Raw genomic sequence first — 14,700 nt, 5'->3', positions numbered from 1 at the left:
ATGAATTAATATTTCATAATATACTTTAGGTGGGCCTATTCGATTTGGGATATTTTACACGATAAGTATTTGGACGGAGCTTAACAGTACTTTTTTATGTGCCAGGAAAATGCCGTATGTAACTAGCTAGTGCAATAAATAGAAATCTGAAAATCTTTTGTGGGATTTGGATTGATGAAAAATTACACAAATCGCTTGACTCTTTTCGATTAAGACTATAGAAAAATGTCACATATTGTGACATTTTGAGAAGAGGGGAAAGTGGGAGTAAAAGAACAAACCCGAGAACTCGTTCTAGAAGCCGCAGAATCCCTCTTTTTGACCAAAGGACTCCTGGAAGTTTCTATGGAAGAGATTGCGGCCCTGGCGAATTGTACTAGGCGCAATTTGTATCGTTATTTCGAGACAAAAGAATCTCTCGTGATTGCGGTACTCCGTAAACTTTTGGCTCCCTGGAATGAATTCCAGCAGGAAACATTCAGGTTACTCCGAGGTTCCGGTTTAACGGGAAGACAGGAGCTTTCTTACTTTTTGGAAACCTTAGCCCGCCATCTGGAGATACATAAAGACCTGGTCCGTTTTGCCGCAGAGTTCGACTTCGTGTTTCGGGAGAGACCGAATTTTCAATTGGATCTTTCTTCCGAAAAATCCATGTATGCGGAGTTCCAAGTCACAGAAGGTTTAATCTCTCAAATTTTAGAGAAAGGAGAAAAAGACGGAAGTTTGAAACTTCCTGCTCCGCCATCTATCTTAGTACCTACGATTACCACTGTTCTCTGGGCATTAGGACAAAGGGTCGCACTTCGCGAGAATCTTATACATAGGGAATTCGGAGTGGAAGGTATGACCCTTATACAAACTCAAATCGATCTGATCGTTATCGCACTTATTCCGGAAAAAGAACCGAGAGCAAAAAAGGAGAAACCAAATGAGCAATAATTTCGAACTTCCAAAAGATTTTTTATTAGGTTGTGCAACTGCGGCAACGCAGATAGAAGGAGGTGATATCAATAATAATTGGTATGCATGGTCTCTCATCGGAAAAGTTGGAGACGGAGAATCTTCCATCACGGGAGCGGATCATTATCGTAAGTATGTAGAGGATATAGAACTTCTTTCTCAACTTCACCAAGAATGTTATAGAATGAGTATCGAGTGGAGTCGAATAGAGCCCAAACAAGGAGAATGGTCTAAGGAAGGGGTAGAACATTATAGAGACGAGTTTCGGAGACTCATCCAAGCAGGGATCAAACCGCTTGTAACTCTCCATCATTTTTCTTGTCCTCAGTGGTTCCAAGAAAAAGGAGGATGGCTCTCCGAAAATGCGGTCGAGGATTTTATTCGCTTCGTGGACTTCTCCGCTAAAAGTTTTGGGGATTTGGTTTCGGAATGGTGCACCATCAACGAACCGAACGTATTCGCAAACGATAGTTACATGGACGGAAAATATCCACCGGGAAGTCACGGCGATATTGCCGCTTATATGAAAGTCACTAAACGTTTAGTGATCGCACATCTCAAATCCTACAAGCTCATTCATAAGATCCGAAAAGAAAAAGGTTTTAAAGGAGAAACAAAAGTGGGTTTCGCCCACCACCTTGCCATATTCGAACCTTTTAATTCTCATCCGCTGGCTAAACTAGGCCGCTTTCTAAGCGATTATCTATTTCACGAGATCCAAATGAAAGGTTTTGTGGAAGGCAAACTTTGTTTTCCTTTAGGATTCGGTTATCCGGAGGGGGAGGGGATTTTTTGCGATTTTATAGGGATCAATTATTATTCCAGACATCTGTTCAAAGCTAGCTATAATCCCGGGAATCTATTCGCCACTCCTATGGTGGATCCTAGTATTTCCGATTCGGAAAAGAATGATCTGGGTTGGGAAATTTATCCGGAAGGCCTCTATAAAGTTTGCCGTCGTACTTGGGACAGATACAAACTTCCTATCTATATCACGGAGAATGGAATTCCGGACGCAAAAGACGAGAAGAGAGAAAAATATATCGTGGACCATCTCTATCAGATTAAACGTCTTCTGGATGAGGGAGTAGGGGTTGAGCGTTATTACCATTGGTCCTTTCTGGATAATTTAGAATGGAACGACGGATACGGTCCTCGTTTCGGTTTGGTAGAAGTGGATTATACTACAATGAAAAGAAAACCGCGCTTAAGTGCGCTTCGTTACGCGGAGATCTGTCGAACCAAAAAGATCCAACTTAGAGGATAGTTTCGCACGGAGGCCACTGAGAAAAACCTCTGTGTTCTCCGTGATCTCTGTGCGAACTATGCAGCTCTCTTCGAATTGACTTAGAGTCTCGCAAAAGAGCGAATGGATTTCGCAAGCAGTCTTTCCTCATGTCAGTACCATTCTTAAATCCAGGAATATTCGCACATATTGATGCGGGCAAAACCACACTCTTAGAGAGGATCTTATTCGAGACCGGCAAAATTTCCGCTCCGGGCAGAATAGAAGAAGGTACCACCGAGTCGGACTATCTTCCCGAGGAGATAGAAAGAGGAATTTCTATCCAATCCACTGTGGCCAGGATCCCGTATCCGGATGCGGAAAATTCTCGGGTCATTCTACAGTTCGTGGATAATCCGGGGCATTTGGATTTTCAGTCCCAGGCAAATGCTTCACTACTGGTTTCCGATTTCGGCCTCGTTCTCATCGATTCGTTCGAAGGATTAAAATCCCAAACCTTCCAGAATGTGGAGGCTCTTCGAAAATCACAAAAACCAATATTATTTTTTTTAAATAAACTGGATCGCCACGGAGCCGATATTCTTTCCCCTCTAGTGGATCTGGAAGTTGCCTTGGGAAAAGAACCAATCCTTTTATTCAAAGAAGACGGTAGTATTCCTGTTTTAAAAGGAGAAGGTCAGGAGTCGGAGCTCCTACCTATGATAGAATGGGATCATGATTTATCGGAAGAATATCTAAAAAACCATGACCTTCTTCCTAAACTGGCGCTGGAGGGTTTGGTAAAAGGTTTTTGGGAAGGGAAAATTTTTCCCATCCTCGGAGGTTCCGCTCTACAAGGTCTTGGCGTACGGGAATTACTTTCGTTCTTGGAGGTTCTCGCTCTAGGCAAACCTTCTCACTCTTCTCCCAAAGAACAAATCGGGATTGCCTTCAAAAGAGAGATCCATCCGGAACTTGGAAAACTTCTTCATTTCCAAACATTGGCCCCCATTAAGATCGGGGACTTCTTCTTTCACGGAGAAACGAAACATAAGATAGAGAACTTATACCAAATTTCCGCAAGAGACTACGACGAAGTCAGCAAAGGAGAAGTAGGAGAACTTCTCGCAACCACTTCCCTCCTTGATTGGACTCCGGGAGAAATTCTTTCGAGACATAATACAAAAAATGGAACCAAAACGTTACTTTCTCCGATCAGAAAACAATTCCAGATCTTGGTTGAACCGGAAAAAGAAGAAGATCGACAGGAGCTTTGGGATCGCCTCCAGGATCTGGCCTGGCTAGACGAAGCGGTAAGCGTGGATATTCTCATGGAAACGGGACAATTTCGCTTATCAGGGACAGGCGAGTTGCATTTAGAGATCTCTCTTTCCCGTTTGAAGGAATCTTTTTCGAAAAGTTTTCAAACAAGTGGAATCAAAGTTGCAAGATTTGCTCTATGGAAAAATTTGGTTCAAAAGGTCGCATTTCAGCATACCGCGTTCGATCAAAAGATCTCGAGCGGTCAGGTGCTCGCGTCCTTGGAAAGTTCTCACAACTTTTCCAAGGGAGTGCGGTTTAATGTTCAGCTAGCTGATCCAATCAAAGAGGCGATTTCATCCGCATTTACGGAAGTCACCGCCCGGGGAATAGACGGAGAGGAAGTTCTCGGTCTACAAATGATCATCGAAGGTTACGAGCCTCCAAGTGAGACAAAGTCTTTCGATGTTTCTTCCCTGATCAAAGTAGCTGTCATCAAAGGTTTAAAGGACATAATTCCGAATCATTCGGATTTCATTGGTCCCCTTTCCGAGTTAGAGATTCTTACACCGAATCAATATCTCGGAGATATATTGGCCAGTTTGGCTAAGAGGGACGCGAAGATTCGTAAGGTCACTGAGTTGACCGAAGGGCGTCATTTGATCCAGGCAAGCGCTTCTACGCAAAACTTGCTTGGCTTTAGCGGTGTCCTTAGAAATATGGCACAGGGAAGGGGCGTCCTGTCTTTGGACACCCTTTTTGACTTTGATAACCATTCTGTATTGTTTTAACAAACAAGTCCGTATTCGGATTTGTTAATAAAGTAAGGAGTTTAAAACGCTATGGCTAAGGAGAAATTCGACAGGTCCAAACCACACTTAAACGTTGGTACAATCGGACACGTTGACCATGGAAAAACCACGCTAACGGCAGCAATCACCACTACGCTTGCAAAAGTATTGGGTGGAAAAAACAAAGCCGTAGCTTACGACCAAATCGATAACGCACCTGAGGAAAAAGCTCGTGGGATCACCATCGCTACTTCTCACCAAGAGTATGAGACAGCGAATCGCCACTATGCTCACGTTGACTGCCCAGGTCACGCTGACTATGTTAAAAACATGATCACCGGTGCTGCTCAGATGGACGCTGCGATCCTAGTTGTTTCCGCAACTGACGGACCAATGCCTCAAACGAAAGAGCATATCCTGCTCGCTCGTCAGGTAGGTGTTCCTTATATCATCGTATTCATCAACAAAGCGGACATGCTTGCTGCGGACGAACGCGAAGAGATGATCCAAATGGTTGAGATGGACGTTCGCGACCTTCTTAACAAATACAGCTTCCCTGGCGACGATACCCCTATCGTTTACGGATCCGCTCTGAAAGCTCTCGAAGGAGAAGATTCAGAACTCGGAACCCAAGCGATCGTTAAGTTGATGGAAGCTCTGGACACTTACGTTCCAAATCCAAAACGTATTACCGACAAACCTTTCCTAATGCCAGTAGAGGACGTATTCTCTATCACTGGTCGTGGAACTGTGGCAACCGGAAGAGTAGAGCAAGGAACTTTGAAAATCAACGACGAAGTTGAAATCGTTGGTATTCGTCCTACTACTAAAACCGTTGTTACCGGTATCGAAATGTTCCGTAAACTTTTAGATTCCGCAGAAGCTGGAGACAATATCGGTGCTCTTCTTCGTGGAACCAAAAAAGAGGACATCGAGAGAGGACAGGTCCTTGCTAAGCCGGGATCAATCACTCCTCACAAAAAATTCAACGCGGAAGTTTACGTTCTTACTAAGGACGAAGGTGGACGTCACACTCCATTCTTCAATAACTACCGTCCACAGTTCTATTTCAGAACTACCGACATCACCGGCGTTTGTAACCTGCCTAACGGTATGGAAATGGTAATGCCTGGTGACAACGTTACAATGAGCATCGAGTTGATCCACCCGATCGCTATGGACAAAGGTCTTAAATTCGCGATCCGCGAAGGTGGAAAGACTATCGGTTCCGGCGTAGTGGCTGAGATCACCGAGTAAGAGAAAGGGAATGGCTGGCCAAAAGATCAGAGTAAAGCTTAAAGCTTTCGATCATAAGTTGATCGACCAATCAACTTACGAGATCGTTGCGACTGCCAAAAGGACCGGAGCTACTGTCTCCGGTCCGATTCCTCTTCCAACGAAGAAGGAAATATACACAGTCCTCCGTTCTCCACACGTAAATAAAAAATCAAGAGAGCAGTTTGAGATGAAAACTCACAAAAGGCTCATCGACATTCTGGACACCAACGAAGACACAGTTGAAGCTTTGATGAAGCTACAGCTCCCTGCAGGTGTTTCAGTGGATATTAAATCCTAAGGGAAGAAAAAATGGCAAAGGGATTAATCGGTAAAAAGATAGGGATGTCCCAAATCTTCGACGAGCAAGGAAACATTATTCCTGTGACCGTCTTAGAAGTAGGTCCCTGCGCAGTTTCCCAAGTCAAGTCCGCAGCTACGGACGGTTACGACGCGATTCAGTTGGCTTTTCAGGATGATAAAGAAAAACACCTGACCAAAGGACAAAAGGGTCATTTGGTTAAAGCAGGCCTTGCTCCTAAGAGAGTGTTGAAGGAATTCCGGAATTTCGGCGAAGAGCCGGCTGCCGGAGCTGAGATAAAAGCACAAGACGTGTTTGCGGTTTCGGATACTGTAAAAGTTACAGGAACTAGCAAAGGTAAAGGTTTCCAAGGTGTTATCAAAAGATACGGACACCATGGTGGACCAGGCGCTCACGGTTCTCGTTTTCATAGACACCCTGGATCCATGGGATCCAACACCACTCCTGGAAGAGTATTCAAAGGTCGTAAATTACCGGGCCGCATGGGTTTTGATACAAAGACTGTATTGAACCTGAAAGTGGTTCGTATTCACGAAGCAGAAAATTTGGTTTTTGTAAGCGGATCCGTTCCGGGACCTGCAAACTCCATCATCACTATTGAGAAGATATAAAGACCGCGGTTAGTCATGAAAGCACAGAAGTACTCAAAAGAAGGAAAACTGCTCTCGGAAATCGAACTTCCATCAGCGTTGTTCGAATCCAAATATAGCAGTGGCGCGATTTACGACGCCATCAAAGCGGAGAATGCTAACCTCCGTTCCGGGAATCATCATACCAAAACCCGCTCGGAAGTTTCCGGGGGTGGTAAAAAGCCTTGGTCCCAAAAAGGAACCGGTAGAGCTCGTCAGGGTTCTATCCGTGCACCTCAGTGGGTGGGCGGTGGTACTGTTCACGGGCCTCGCAAGAGAGATTATTCTTATAATGTTTCTCCAAAAGTGAAACGCAGAGCGGTACTTTCCGTTTTGAATAAGAAGGCTCAAGACGCGGTCATTAAAGTAGTAGAAGATCTGGATCCGAAAGAATTCAGCACGAAAGCTTTCTCTACTTTATTTAATAATATCGGATTAAAGAACACCGGAGTGATCGGATTCTTAGTAGGTGGAGAGAACGACTTCCTTAAAAAGTCCGTTCGCAATATCCCTACCGTAAAATACATCAACTCCAAACGTATCGCGGTTCGAGACATTCTGTATAACAGAAATCTTGTAATCACTGAAGGCGCTTTGGGAGAAATTCTCAAACATTACGGAGAAGGAAAATGAATCTTAACGAAGTGATCTTATCTCCGATTATTACCGAGAAGTCCCAAGACCTGGAAACGATCGGTGAAAAAGCCGGTAAAAGAACCGTAAAATACACCGTGGAAATTCACCCTAGAGCAAACAAAACTCTAGTGAAGGAAGCTTTCCGCAAAATTTACAATGTAGTACCTTCTGCCGTAAATATCCAAGTGTATCGCGGAAAAGTAAAAAGATTCCGTCATCTACCCGCTCCTAAAGCTCATTGGAAAAAAGCAATCGTGACTTTCCAAGACGGAGCGAGCATCGACTTCGGAAAGGAAGCATAAGAAATGGGAATTAAAAAATTTAAACCCGTTACTTCCGCCAGCCGTTTCAAATCGGTATTAACTTTCGAGGAAATTACCGAGTCGGAACCGTATCGCCCTTTAACGATCAGCTTAAATTACAAGGCAGGTCGCGGAGAAGGCGGTAAAATTGCGGTTCGCAGAAAAGGCGGAAGAGTAAAACGCAAATATCGTATCATCGACTTCAAACGTCGCAAAACCGGGATTCCAGCTACCGTAAAAACGGTAGAATACGATCCATATCGTTCCGCGTTCATCTCTCTTGTCAGCTACTCTGACGGAGAATATGCATACATCCTGAACGCAGAAGGATTGAAGGTAGGGGATAAAATTTCTTCCGGAGAAGGCGTAGAGATTAAGATCGGAAACGCGCTTCCACTCGGAAAGATCCCTCCAGGCACTAACGTACATAACGTGGAATTGAAAATCGGAAGAGGCGGGCAGATCGCAAGAACTGCAGGATCCTTCGCTACTATCGCAGGTAGAGACGGAGAATATATTCTTCTGAAACTTCCAAGTTCCGAGGTTCGTAAAGTTCATGAGAACTGCTACGCTACCGTTGGAGTTTGCAGCAATAGAGATCATAACCTTGTTTCCATCGGTAAAGCCGGTAGAAACAGATGGTTGGGAAAACGTCCTAAGGTCAGAGGGGTCGTAATGAACCCGGTTGATCACCCACATGGTGGTGGTGAAGGACGTACTTCCGGAGGACGTCACCCAGTGACTCCTTGGGGTATTCCAACCAAAGGATACAAAACTCGTCGTAGGGCTAAACCTTCCGACAAGTTTATCATCCAGAAGAGAAAGGGAAATAGGAGCAGGTAATCATCATGAGATCTTCTAAAAAAGGTCCGTTCATCGACAGTCACCTCATGAGCAAGGTGATCAAGCTGAACTCTGAAAACCAAAAGAAACCGTTTAAAACCTGGTCTCGTAGAAGTACGATTTTCCCGGACATGATCGGTCACACCATCATGGTTCATAACGGAAACAAATTTATCCCTGTTTTCATCAATGACAACATGGTAGGACACAAGTTGGGAGAATTCGCTCCGACTCGTACTTATCGTGGTCATGGAAACACCGATAAAAAGGCGGCTAAGAAATAATGGAAGCCGTAGCAATCGCAAGATTTGTCAGAATGTCCCCACGTAAACTTCGCCTTGTTGCGGATGAGATCCGTGGCTACGAAGTTGCAGAAGCTCTGGATATTCTGAAATATACGAACAAAAGAGCCATCGAGCCTATTTTCAAACTTATCAAATCCGCTTCCGCAAACGCAGTTGTGAAAAGTGATAATGCTGATCCAGGCAAGATGTTCATTAAAAAGATCCTGGTGGACGAAGGCCCGATCCTAAAACGCTTCCGTCCTCGTGCTCGTGGAAGAGCTGCAAGGATCCGTAAGAGAACCAGCCACGTAACCGTGGTAATCTCGGATTAATAGGGGAAATCATGGGACAGAAAGTTAACCCAATCGGACTTCGTATCGGAATTACCCGCGGATGGGATTCCATCTGGTTCTCGCAAGCAGACTATAAGAAGAACCTGCACGAAGATATTAGAATTCGTAGATTTATCCAAGGCCGTTTCAAAGAAGCAGGCGTTGTAAAAGTTGTAGTGGAGCGTTTTCCTGAGAAGATCAATGTAAACCTTCACACTGCTAAACCCGGTGTGGTAATCGGTAAAAACGGTGCGAATATCGAAGCCGTTAAAAAAGTCCTTAAGACTATGACCGAAAAACCTCTTAACCTCAACATTATCGAAGTTAAGAAGCCGGAGACGATCGCACAATGTATCGCCGAGTCTATCGCGATCCAAATCCAAGAGCGCCAACCGTTCCGCCGCGTGATGAAACAAGAACTTCGTCGTGCGATGAGAGGTGGAGTAGAAGGAATTAAGATCCTTATCTCTGGTCGTTTGAACGGAGCGGACATGGCTCGTCGCGAAGGTTATCGTGAAGGAAGAATTCCTCTTCATACACTTAGAGCGAAAATCGATCTAGGATTCCGTGAAGCCAGCACCACTTTCGGACAAATCGGAGTGAAGGTTTGGACTTATACCGGGGACTTCATTAGCAATAAAGAAGAGTCCGAAGAAGATAAATACGCCGTTAAGAGAAGGACCAACTGATCGTCTTTGATGATCCAAAGGTAAAAAACGATGTTATCACCTAAAAGAGTTAAGTTCAGAAAAAGACAAAGGGGCCGCTTGAAAGGAAACGACGAGCGTGGTTCCAAAGTGTCCTTCGGAGAGTTCGGTTTGAAAGCCGTTACTTCCGGACGTTTGACTGCAAGACAGATAGAAGCGGCAAGGATCACTATCAACCGTCAGGTTAAAAGAGGCGGGAAACTTTGGATTCGGATCTTCCCTCATCTACCTATTACCAAAAAACCAGCGGAAACTCGTATGGGTAAAGGTAAAGGTAACCCTGAGTTCTGGATCGCAGAGATCAGACCTGGTAGAGTTTTATTCGAAATGAGCGGGATCGATGAAGCGACCGCTAAAAAAGCTTTGGATCTGGCTGCTTATAAACTGCCGGTTCAAACCGAATTTGTGAAGAGGTCTACGCTGTGAAAAAGATCAAACTCGCAGAATTGAAAGACGCAGAAATTTTAGCACAATTGGAAGATGCTCGTAAGATCATTCGTACGGCACGTTTCCAATACGGAGTGGCTCGTTCTTTGGAAAACCCGAAGGTGATTGCTAACGCGAAAAAGAAAATCGCGCGTCTTCTAACTATCCAAAAGAACAGAGAGTTGGCTGCGAAGCCTGGTTCCACTAAAGCCAGACGTTATTCAAGAGCGACTCGTAAGAGACAAGCTCTGGCAAAGGCGAATGCTTCTGTTAAAAAAGCAGCTAAAGGAACGAACTGATTATGGAAACTGCAAAGAAGCATATAAAAAAATCACTTCTGAGCGAAGGTAAAGTCGTGAGCACCGCTATGGATAAAACCCTCGTGATGCTCGTGGAAGCTCGTAAGACTCACCCTAAGTTTAAGAAGATCGTTCGTAGAACCATTAAAATGAAGGTTCATGACGAAAGAAATGAATGCCAAGTAGGAGATAGAATTCTGGCGATCGAAACCAGACCTCTATCCCGTGAAAAGCGTCACCGTCTATTTAAGATCGTAGAAAAGGCAAAGTAAGATGATCCAACAGGAAACCATCCTCCAAGTCGCCGATAACTCCGGAATCAAAAGAGTTATGTGTATTAAAGTTCTAGGAGGCTCTAAAAAACGTTACGCCTCCGTAGGAGACGAGATCATCGTCGCCGTTAAGGACGCACAACCAGCTTATGGTTTAAAGGATTCCACGGGGAAGAAGGTCCATAACAAGGCCGTTCAACGCGCAGTTGTTGTTAGAACTAAAAAAGAAATCCGTCGTCCGGACGGTTCTTATATCCGTTTCGATGATAACGCAGTTGCAATTATCGACGACAAAGGAAACCCGAAAGGGACCCGTATTTTCGGGCCAGTAGCTCGCGAACTTCGCGATAAAAAATACGCTAAGATCATCTCCCTAGCGCCGGAGGTTTTATAATGTCTAAGCTGACGTATCGGGGATCCGAATATACAAAATTCAAGTCCGTTCGCCTGCATAAAGATGACGAAGTAGTAGTCATTGCAGGAAAAGAGAAAGGTAAAAAAGGCAAGATCCTGGTTATCGATAAGAAAAGGGATCGTGTAGTAGTAGAAGGACTGAACAAACGTAAACGTTTCTTAAGACCTACCCAAGAAAACCCGCAAGGTGGTATCGTAGAAGTGGAAGCTCCAATGCACATTTCCAACGTAATGTTCTACGATTCCAAAAAGAAGAAGGGAGTTCGTCTGGGCTACCAAGAGAATAAAGGTAAAAAAGTCCGTGTTTCAAAAGCGGACGGGAAAGAGATCTAAGTCATGGCAGCAGCTAGATTGAGAGAAAAATACGGGAAAGAAATCGTTCCCGCTCTTCAGAAACAATATAACTTCAAGTCCATCATGCAAGTTCCTCGTTTGGAAAAAATCGTTCTAAACGTGGGAATGGGCGAGGCTCATACCAACCCGAAAGCATTGGAAGCAGCCGTGGAAGAACTCGCATTGATTACCGGACAACGCCCGGTTAAAACCAAGGCTAAAAAATCCATCGCGGGATTTAAACTCCGTGAAGGTATGAGTCTCGGTACCACTGTTACCTTACGTGGAAACTATATGTATGAGTTTCTGGATCGTTTGGTGAACGTGGCTCTACCAAGGGTGCGTGACTTTAAGGGAGTTTCCGAGAAAGGTTTCGACGGACGCGGAAACTATAACTTTAGCATCAAAGAACAAATCATCTTCCCCGAGATCAAAGTGGATAAGATCAACACTCTCTACGGGATGAACCTGACCTTCGTAACGAACACCAAGGTGGACGCAGAGGCTTATAGCCTTCTCGCCGCTTTCGGTATGCCGTTCCGGAACCTGAGATAAGGAGCCCGCAATCATGGCTAAGACCTCTTTAATCGAAAGACATAAGAAAAAAAAGAAATTCAAAGTACGGGTTCACAACCGTTGCCCTCTCTGCGGACGCCCTCGCGGTTACCTAAGAAGATTTGACATGTGCAGAATTTGCTTCCGGAAGCTTGCTAGCCAAGCGCAGATCCCGGGAGTAGTTAAGGCATCTTGGTAAGGGAGGAGGATATATAATATGAGTTTATCTGATCCAATCGGTGATATGCTGACCCGCATTCGTAACGCTGGTCGTGCGAAACATGAGAGTTGTGTAATTCCGGGAAGCAAGATCAAACGTTCTATCTTGGAATTATTGAAAGAAGAAGGATTTATCAACGGCTATGAGCCGGTGACTAACGGAAGTTTCGAAGATTTCAAAGTTGCTTTGAAATACGATGTAACCAAAAAGCCAGTGATCCGCGAGTTAGTTCGCGTATCCAAACCTGGTCGTAGGGTTTACATGAAAAGTGAAGAGATCCGCCCGTATAAGAACAATATGGGAACTATGATTCTCTCCACTTCCAAAGGAGTTATGACCGGTAAAAAAGCCCGGAAATTACGCGTAGGAGGAGAGGTTATCTGTAAACTCTCTTAAGAGTGAAGGAAACTTATAAAGACCTATGTCCAGGATTGGAAAAGCAGAAATCAAACTTCCGGATAAAGTGGAAGTAAAACAGGACAGCACCGTAATTAAAGTAAAAGGTCCTTTAGGCGAGTTACAAACTCCTATTTTTGCGGGAATCTCTCTGAAAAACGAGGGTGGAACCGTAAAATTAGAAAGATCCAGCGAAGAGCAAAACGTAGTGGCTCTTCACGGATTGACCCGCGCTCTTCTTATGAATAGCGTGAAAGGTGTGACCGCTGGTTGGGAAAAAAACCTGGAGATCACAGGGGTTGGTTATCGTGCTGCGAAGCGCGGTGAAGATCTGGTGATGAACCTCGGTTATTCCCATGAGGTTGTTTACAAGGCTCCTAAAGGAATTAAGATCGAAGTCATTGAACAAGTGAAGATCAAAATTTCCGGGATCGACAAACAACTAGTCGGACAAGTTGCGGCAGATATCCGTTCTAAGAGACCTCCTGAGCCTTACAAAGGTAAAGGGATCAAGTACAACGACGAATTTATCAAGAGAAAGGCCGGAAAAACCGGTAAGAAGTAAGGCCATGATTAATAAACTGAAAAAAATCGCAGCCAAACGCAGAAGAGCAGAGCGTTCCAGATTCAAACTGAGACAATTCAGTTCTCGCCCTAGATTGGTATTCAATAAATCCAATCGTTATCTTTCCTGCCAGATCATAGACGATGTGCAAGGAACAACTTTGGTGGCTGCTTCTACTTTAGAAGCTGGTTTTGCGGGAAAAAGTCGCAAAGATAAAGAAGCTGCTAAGGCTTTGGGAAAGGCGATCGGAGAGAAAGCCGCTTCTAAAGGTGTGAAGGTAGTGATGCTGGATCGTTCCGGGATGATCTATCACGGAAGAATCGCGGCTTTCGCGGATGCGGCTAGAGAAGCCGGGTTGGAGTTCTAATAATGGCGTACGAACAAGATCAAGAACAGAAAGAATTTAACGAGAAGGTCGTAAAGATCGATCGTGTTGCTAAAGTTGTAAAAGGTGGACGTCGTTTCTCTTTTAACGCTCTGACGGTAGTCGGAGACGCAAAGGGTAAAGTAGGGATCGGATTCGGTAAAGCGAACGAGGTTCCGGACGCGATCCGTAAATCCATCGAATCCGCTAAGAAAAATTTGGTGAAGATCCAATTCAGAGGGCATACAATTCCCCACGAAGTGATCGGAAAATTCAAATCGGCAAGAGTGATCCTAAAACCGTCTACTGCCGGAACCGGGATTATCGCTGGTGGATCCGTTCGTTCCGTAGTGGAGAAAGTTGGGATCCAAGATATCCTCAGCAAGTCCTGGGGTTCTTCGAATCCGGTAAACATCGTAAAGGCGACTCTGGACGCTCTTCAACAATTGGAGACTCCAGTGCTAGCAGCTCGTAAAAGAGGGATCACCCTGGCTCGTCTTTTCGGAAACGACGTAGGATAAGTAATATGGAAACCGTAATCGTTACTCAGATCAAAAGTAATATCGGGATTAAGAAAGGCCAGAAGCTAACTCTGGCCGCTTTGGGACTCCGTAAAACCGGACAACAAAGAAAACATACTCTAACTCCGCAGGTGAAAGGAATGATCAACGACGTTCAACACCTGGTCCGAGTCGAAAAGGCGTAATTAGGTAAGGGAAATGAGTAAAGAAAGAATAAGGGCGGCCCTCGCGTTCGGAAAAGAGCGCACGGAAAAGGGAGATAAGCCGGCGGGGAACACCATTCCTGTTCCAGCAGGTTCTACTAAAAACAAAAAACGTCTAGGTCGTGGTATCGGTTCCAAAACCGGTAAGACGGGAGGACGTGGTTCTAAAGGACAGTATGCTCGTAACACGGTTCGCAGAGGATTCGAAGGTGGGCAGATGCCTATCCACAGAAGACTTCCTAAGCGTGGGTTTACTTCCATATTTCATAAGGACTTCTTCCCAATCAACTTGAGAGACATAGAGAAAAGCGGGTTGACCGGCAACATAGATGCCAAAATTATGGTTGAATCGAAGATTCTTGATAATGAGGGCACTCTTTTCAAGATTTTGGGAACCGGTGAGATCACAAAAGCGGTTCATATAGTGGCGGATGGATTTTCTGCTTCTGCCAAAGCAAAGATAGAGAAAGCAGGCGGTTCCGTAAAACTTCGCTCCGACAGCTCTAAAGAAGCTTGATCCGAGTCGGTTTTCGACTGTTTGTCTAAAACGAATCTTTAATGTTAAG

At 44.7% G+C, this 14,700-nt stretch carries 25 protein-coding genes; all 25 read left to right on the top strand.

What is annotated here, in order from left to right:
- The first annotated feature begins 261 nt into the window (after positions 1-261).
- The 25 genes from AB3N61_RS13825 to rplO all read left to right on the top strand — a co-directional run bounded on the left by AB3N61_RS13825 (position 262) and on the right by rplO (position 14,651).
- Positions 262-939: a TetR/AcrR family transcriptional regulator gene (locus AB3N61_RS13825; protein ID WP_036090135.1), complete on the top strand. Its 678-nt coding sequence runs from the start codon at positions 262-264 to the stop codon at positions 937-939.
- Complete coding sequence (locus AB3N61_RS13820; RefSeq protein WP_367897853.1) at positions 929-2,227, top strand: glycoside hydrolase family 1 protein; 1,299 nt, start codon at positions 929-931, stop codon at positions 2,225-2,227. Before AB3N61_RS13825 ends, AB3N61_RS13820 begins: the two co-directional genes overlap by 11 nt.
- A gap of 128 nt (positions 2,228-2,355) precedes the next feature.
- Positions 2,356-4,236 carry an elongation factor G-like protein gene (locus AB3N61_RS13815; protein ID WP_367897852.1) on the top strand — a complete coding sequence of 627 codons (1,881 nt, stop codon included), beginning with the start codon at positions 2,356-2,358 and terminating at the stop codon, positions 4,234-4,236.
- A gap of 51 nt (positions 4,237-4,287) precedes the next feature.
- Positions 4,288-5,493, top strand: a complete 1,206-nt coding sequence (gene tuf / locus AB3N61_RS13810; protein ID WP_020770357.1) for an elongation factor Tu — start codon at positions 4,288-4,290, stop codon at positions 5,491-5,493.
- Positions 5,494-5,503: 10 nt separating this feature from the next.
- Positions 5,504-5,812, top strand: coding sequence for a 30S ribosomal protein S10 (gene rpsJ / locus AB3N61_RS13805; protein WP_008593919.1), 309 nt, complete (start codon positions 5,504-5,506; stop codon positions 5,810-5,812).
- A gap of 11 nt (positions 5,813-5,823) precedes the next feature.
- On the top strand, positions 5,824-6,444 hold the full coding sequence (gene rplC, locus AB3N61_RS13800) for a 50S ribosomal protein L3 (RefSeq protein WP_367897851.1): 621 nt from the start codon (positions 5,824-5,826) through the stop codon (positions 6,442-6,444).
- 15 nt (positions 6,445-6,459) lie between these two features.
- Positions 6,460-7,095 carry a 50S ribosomal protein L4 gene (gene rplD, locus AB3N61_RS13795; RefSeq protein ID WP_020770349.1) on the top strand — a complete coding sequence of 212 codons (636 nt, stop codon included), beginning with the start codon at positions 6,460-6,462 and terminating at the stop codon, positions 7,093-7,095.
- On the top strand, positions 7,092-7,400 hold the full coding sequence (locus tag AB3N61_RS13790; protein WP_020770424.1) for a 50S ribosomal protein L23: 309 nt from the start codon (positions 7,092-7,094) through the stop codon (positions 7,398-7,400). The genes rplD and AB3N61_RS13790 overlap by 4 nt, the downstream gene beginning before the upstream one ends.
- A gap of 3 nt (positions 7,401-7,403) precedes the next feature.
- Positions 7,404-8,243 carry a 50S ribosomal protein L2 gene (gene rplB, locus AB3N61_RS13785; RefSeq protein WP_367897850.1) on the top strand — a complete coding sequence of 280 codons (840 nt, stop codon included), beginning with the start codon at positions 7,404-7,406 and terminating at the stop codon, positions 8,241-8,243.
- 2 nt (positions 8,244-8,245) lie between these two features.
- On the top strand, positions 8,246-8,527 hold the full coding sequence (rpsS, locus tag AB3N61_RS13780) for a 30S ribosomal protein S19 (protein WP_024863921.1): 282 nt from the start codon (positions 8,246-8,248) through the stop codon (positions 8,525-8,527).
- Positions 8,527-8,859 carry a 50S ribosomal protein L22 gene (gene rplV / locus AB3N61_RS13775; RefSeq protein WP_008593579.1) on the top strand — a complete coding sequence of 111 codons (333 nt, stop codon included), beginning with the start codon at positions 8,527-8,529 and terminating at the stop codon, positions 8,857-8,859. Before rpsS ends, rplV begins: the two co-directional genes overlap by 1 nt.
- A gap of 11 nt (positions 8,860-8,870) precedes the next feature.
- Positions 8,871-9,548: a 30S ribosomal protein S3 gene (rpsC, locus tag AB3N61_RS13770; protein WP_020770479.1), complete on the top strand. Its 678-nt coding sequence runs from the start codon at positions 8,871-8,873 to the stop codon at positions 9,546-9,548.
- Between the two features lie 30 nt (positions 9,549-9,578).
- Positions 9,579-9,992, top strand: coding sequence for a 50S ribosomal protein L16 (gene rplP / locus AB3N61_RS13765; protein ID WP_008593851.1), 414 nt, complete (start codon positions 9,579-9,581; stop codon positions 9,990-9,992).
- Positions 9,989-10,291 carry a 50S ribosomal protein L29 gene (rpmC, locus tag AB3N61_RS13760; protein ID WP_020770488.1) on the top strand — a complete coding sequence of 101 codons (303 nt, stop codon included), beginning with the start codon at positions 9,989-9,991 and terminating at the stop codon, positions 10,289-10,291. The genes rplP and rpmC overlap by 4 nt, the downstream gene beginning before the upstream one ends.
- A 2-nt stretch (positions 10,292-10,293) precedes the next feature.
- Positions 10,294-10,563 (top strand): 30S ribosomal protein S17, encoded by a 270-nt coding sequence (gene rpsQ / locus AB3N61_RS13755; protein ID WP_020770423.1) that lies wholly within the window; start codon positions 10,294-10,296, stop codon positions 10,561-10,563.
- 1 nt (position 10,564) lies between these two features.
- Positions 10,565-10,957, top strand: a complete 393-nt coding sequence (rplN, locus tag AB3N61_RS13750; RefSeq protein WP_008596038.1) for a 50S ribosomal protein L14 — start codon at positions 10,565-10,567, stop codon at positions 10,955-10,957.
- Positions 10,957-11,310: a 50S ribosomal protein L24 gene (gene rplX / locus AB3N61_RS13745; RefSeq protein WP_020770308.1), complete on the top strand. Its 354-nt coding sequence runs from the start codon at positions 10,957-10,959 to the stop codon at positions 11,308-11,310. The genes rplN and rplX overlap by 1 nt, the downstream gene beginning before the upstream one ends.
- A gap of 3 nt (positions 11,311-11,313) precedes the next feature.
- The gene (rplE, locus tag AB3N61_RS13740) at positions 11,314-11,865 is read left to right on the top strand and encodes a 50S ribosomal protein L5 (RefSeq protein ID WP_020770483.1); all 552 of its coding nucleotides are present in this window, start codon (positions 11,314-11,316) and stop codon (positions 11,863-11,865) included.
- Between the two features lie 13 nt (positions 11,866-11,878).
- Positions 11,879-12,064 (top strand): type Z 30S ribosomal protein S14, encoded by a 186-nt coding sequence (locus AB3N61_RS13735; protein ID WP_010513640.1) that lies wholly within the window; start codon positions 11,879-11,881, stop codon positions 12,062-12,064.
- 18 nt (positions 12,065-12,082) lie between these two features.
- A complete protein-coding gene (gene rpsH, locus AB3N61_RS13730; RefSeq protein WP_020770500.1) occupies positions 12,083-12,481 on the top strand; it encodes a 30S ribosomal protein S8 in 399 nt (132 codons plus the stop codon).
- A gap of 25 nt (positions 12,482-12,506) precedes the next feature.
- Positions 12,507-13,046, top strand: a complete 540-nt coding sequence (gene rplF, locus AB3N61_RS13725) for a 50S ribosomal protein L6 (protein ID WP_020770319.1) — start codon at positions 12,507-12,509, stop codon at positions 13,044-13,046.
- Between the two features lie 4 nt (positions 13,047-13,050).
- Positions 13,051-13,413, top strand: a complete 363-nt coding sequence (gene rplR, locus AB3N61_RS13720; protein WP_020770360.1) for a 50S ribosomal protein L18 — start codon at positions 13,051-13,053, stop codon at positions 13,411-13,413.
- 2 nt (positions 13,414-13,415) lie between these two features.
- Positions 13,416-13,931, top strand: a complete 516-nt coding sequence (gene rpsE, locus AB3N61_RS13715) for a 30S ribosomal protein S5 (protein ID WP_020770439.1) — start codon at positions 13,416-13,418, stop codon at positions 13,929-13,931.
- Between the two features lie 5 nt (positions 13,932-13,936).
- Positions 13,937-14,116, top strand: a complete 180-nt coding sequence (rpmD, locus tag AB3N61_RS13710) for a 50S ribosomal protein L30 (RefSeq protein WP_008594182.1) — start codon at positions 13,937-13,939, stop codon at positions 14,114-14,116.
- 13 nt (positions 14,117-14,129) lie between these two features.
- Complete coding sequence (gene rplO / locus AB3N61_RS13705) at positions 14,130-14,651, top strand: 50S ribosomal protein L15 (RefSeq protein WP_020770425.1); 522 nt, start codon at positions 14,130-14,132, stop codon at positions 14,649-14,651.
- The last annotated feature ends 49 nt before the right edge of the window (positions 14,652-14,700 follow it).

The sequence above is a fragment of the Leptospira sp. WS58.C1 genome (genome assembly GCF_040833995.1).
GTDB lineage: Bacteria > Spirochaetota > Leptospiria > Leptospirales > Leptospiraceae > Leptospira_B > Leptospira_B cinconiae.
This window is presented reverse-complemented; position numbering and strand designations above follow the sequence as displayed.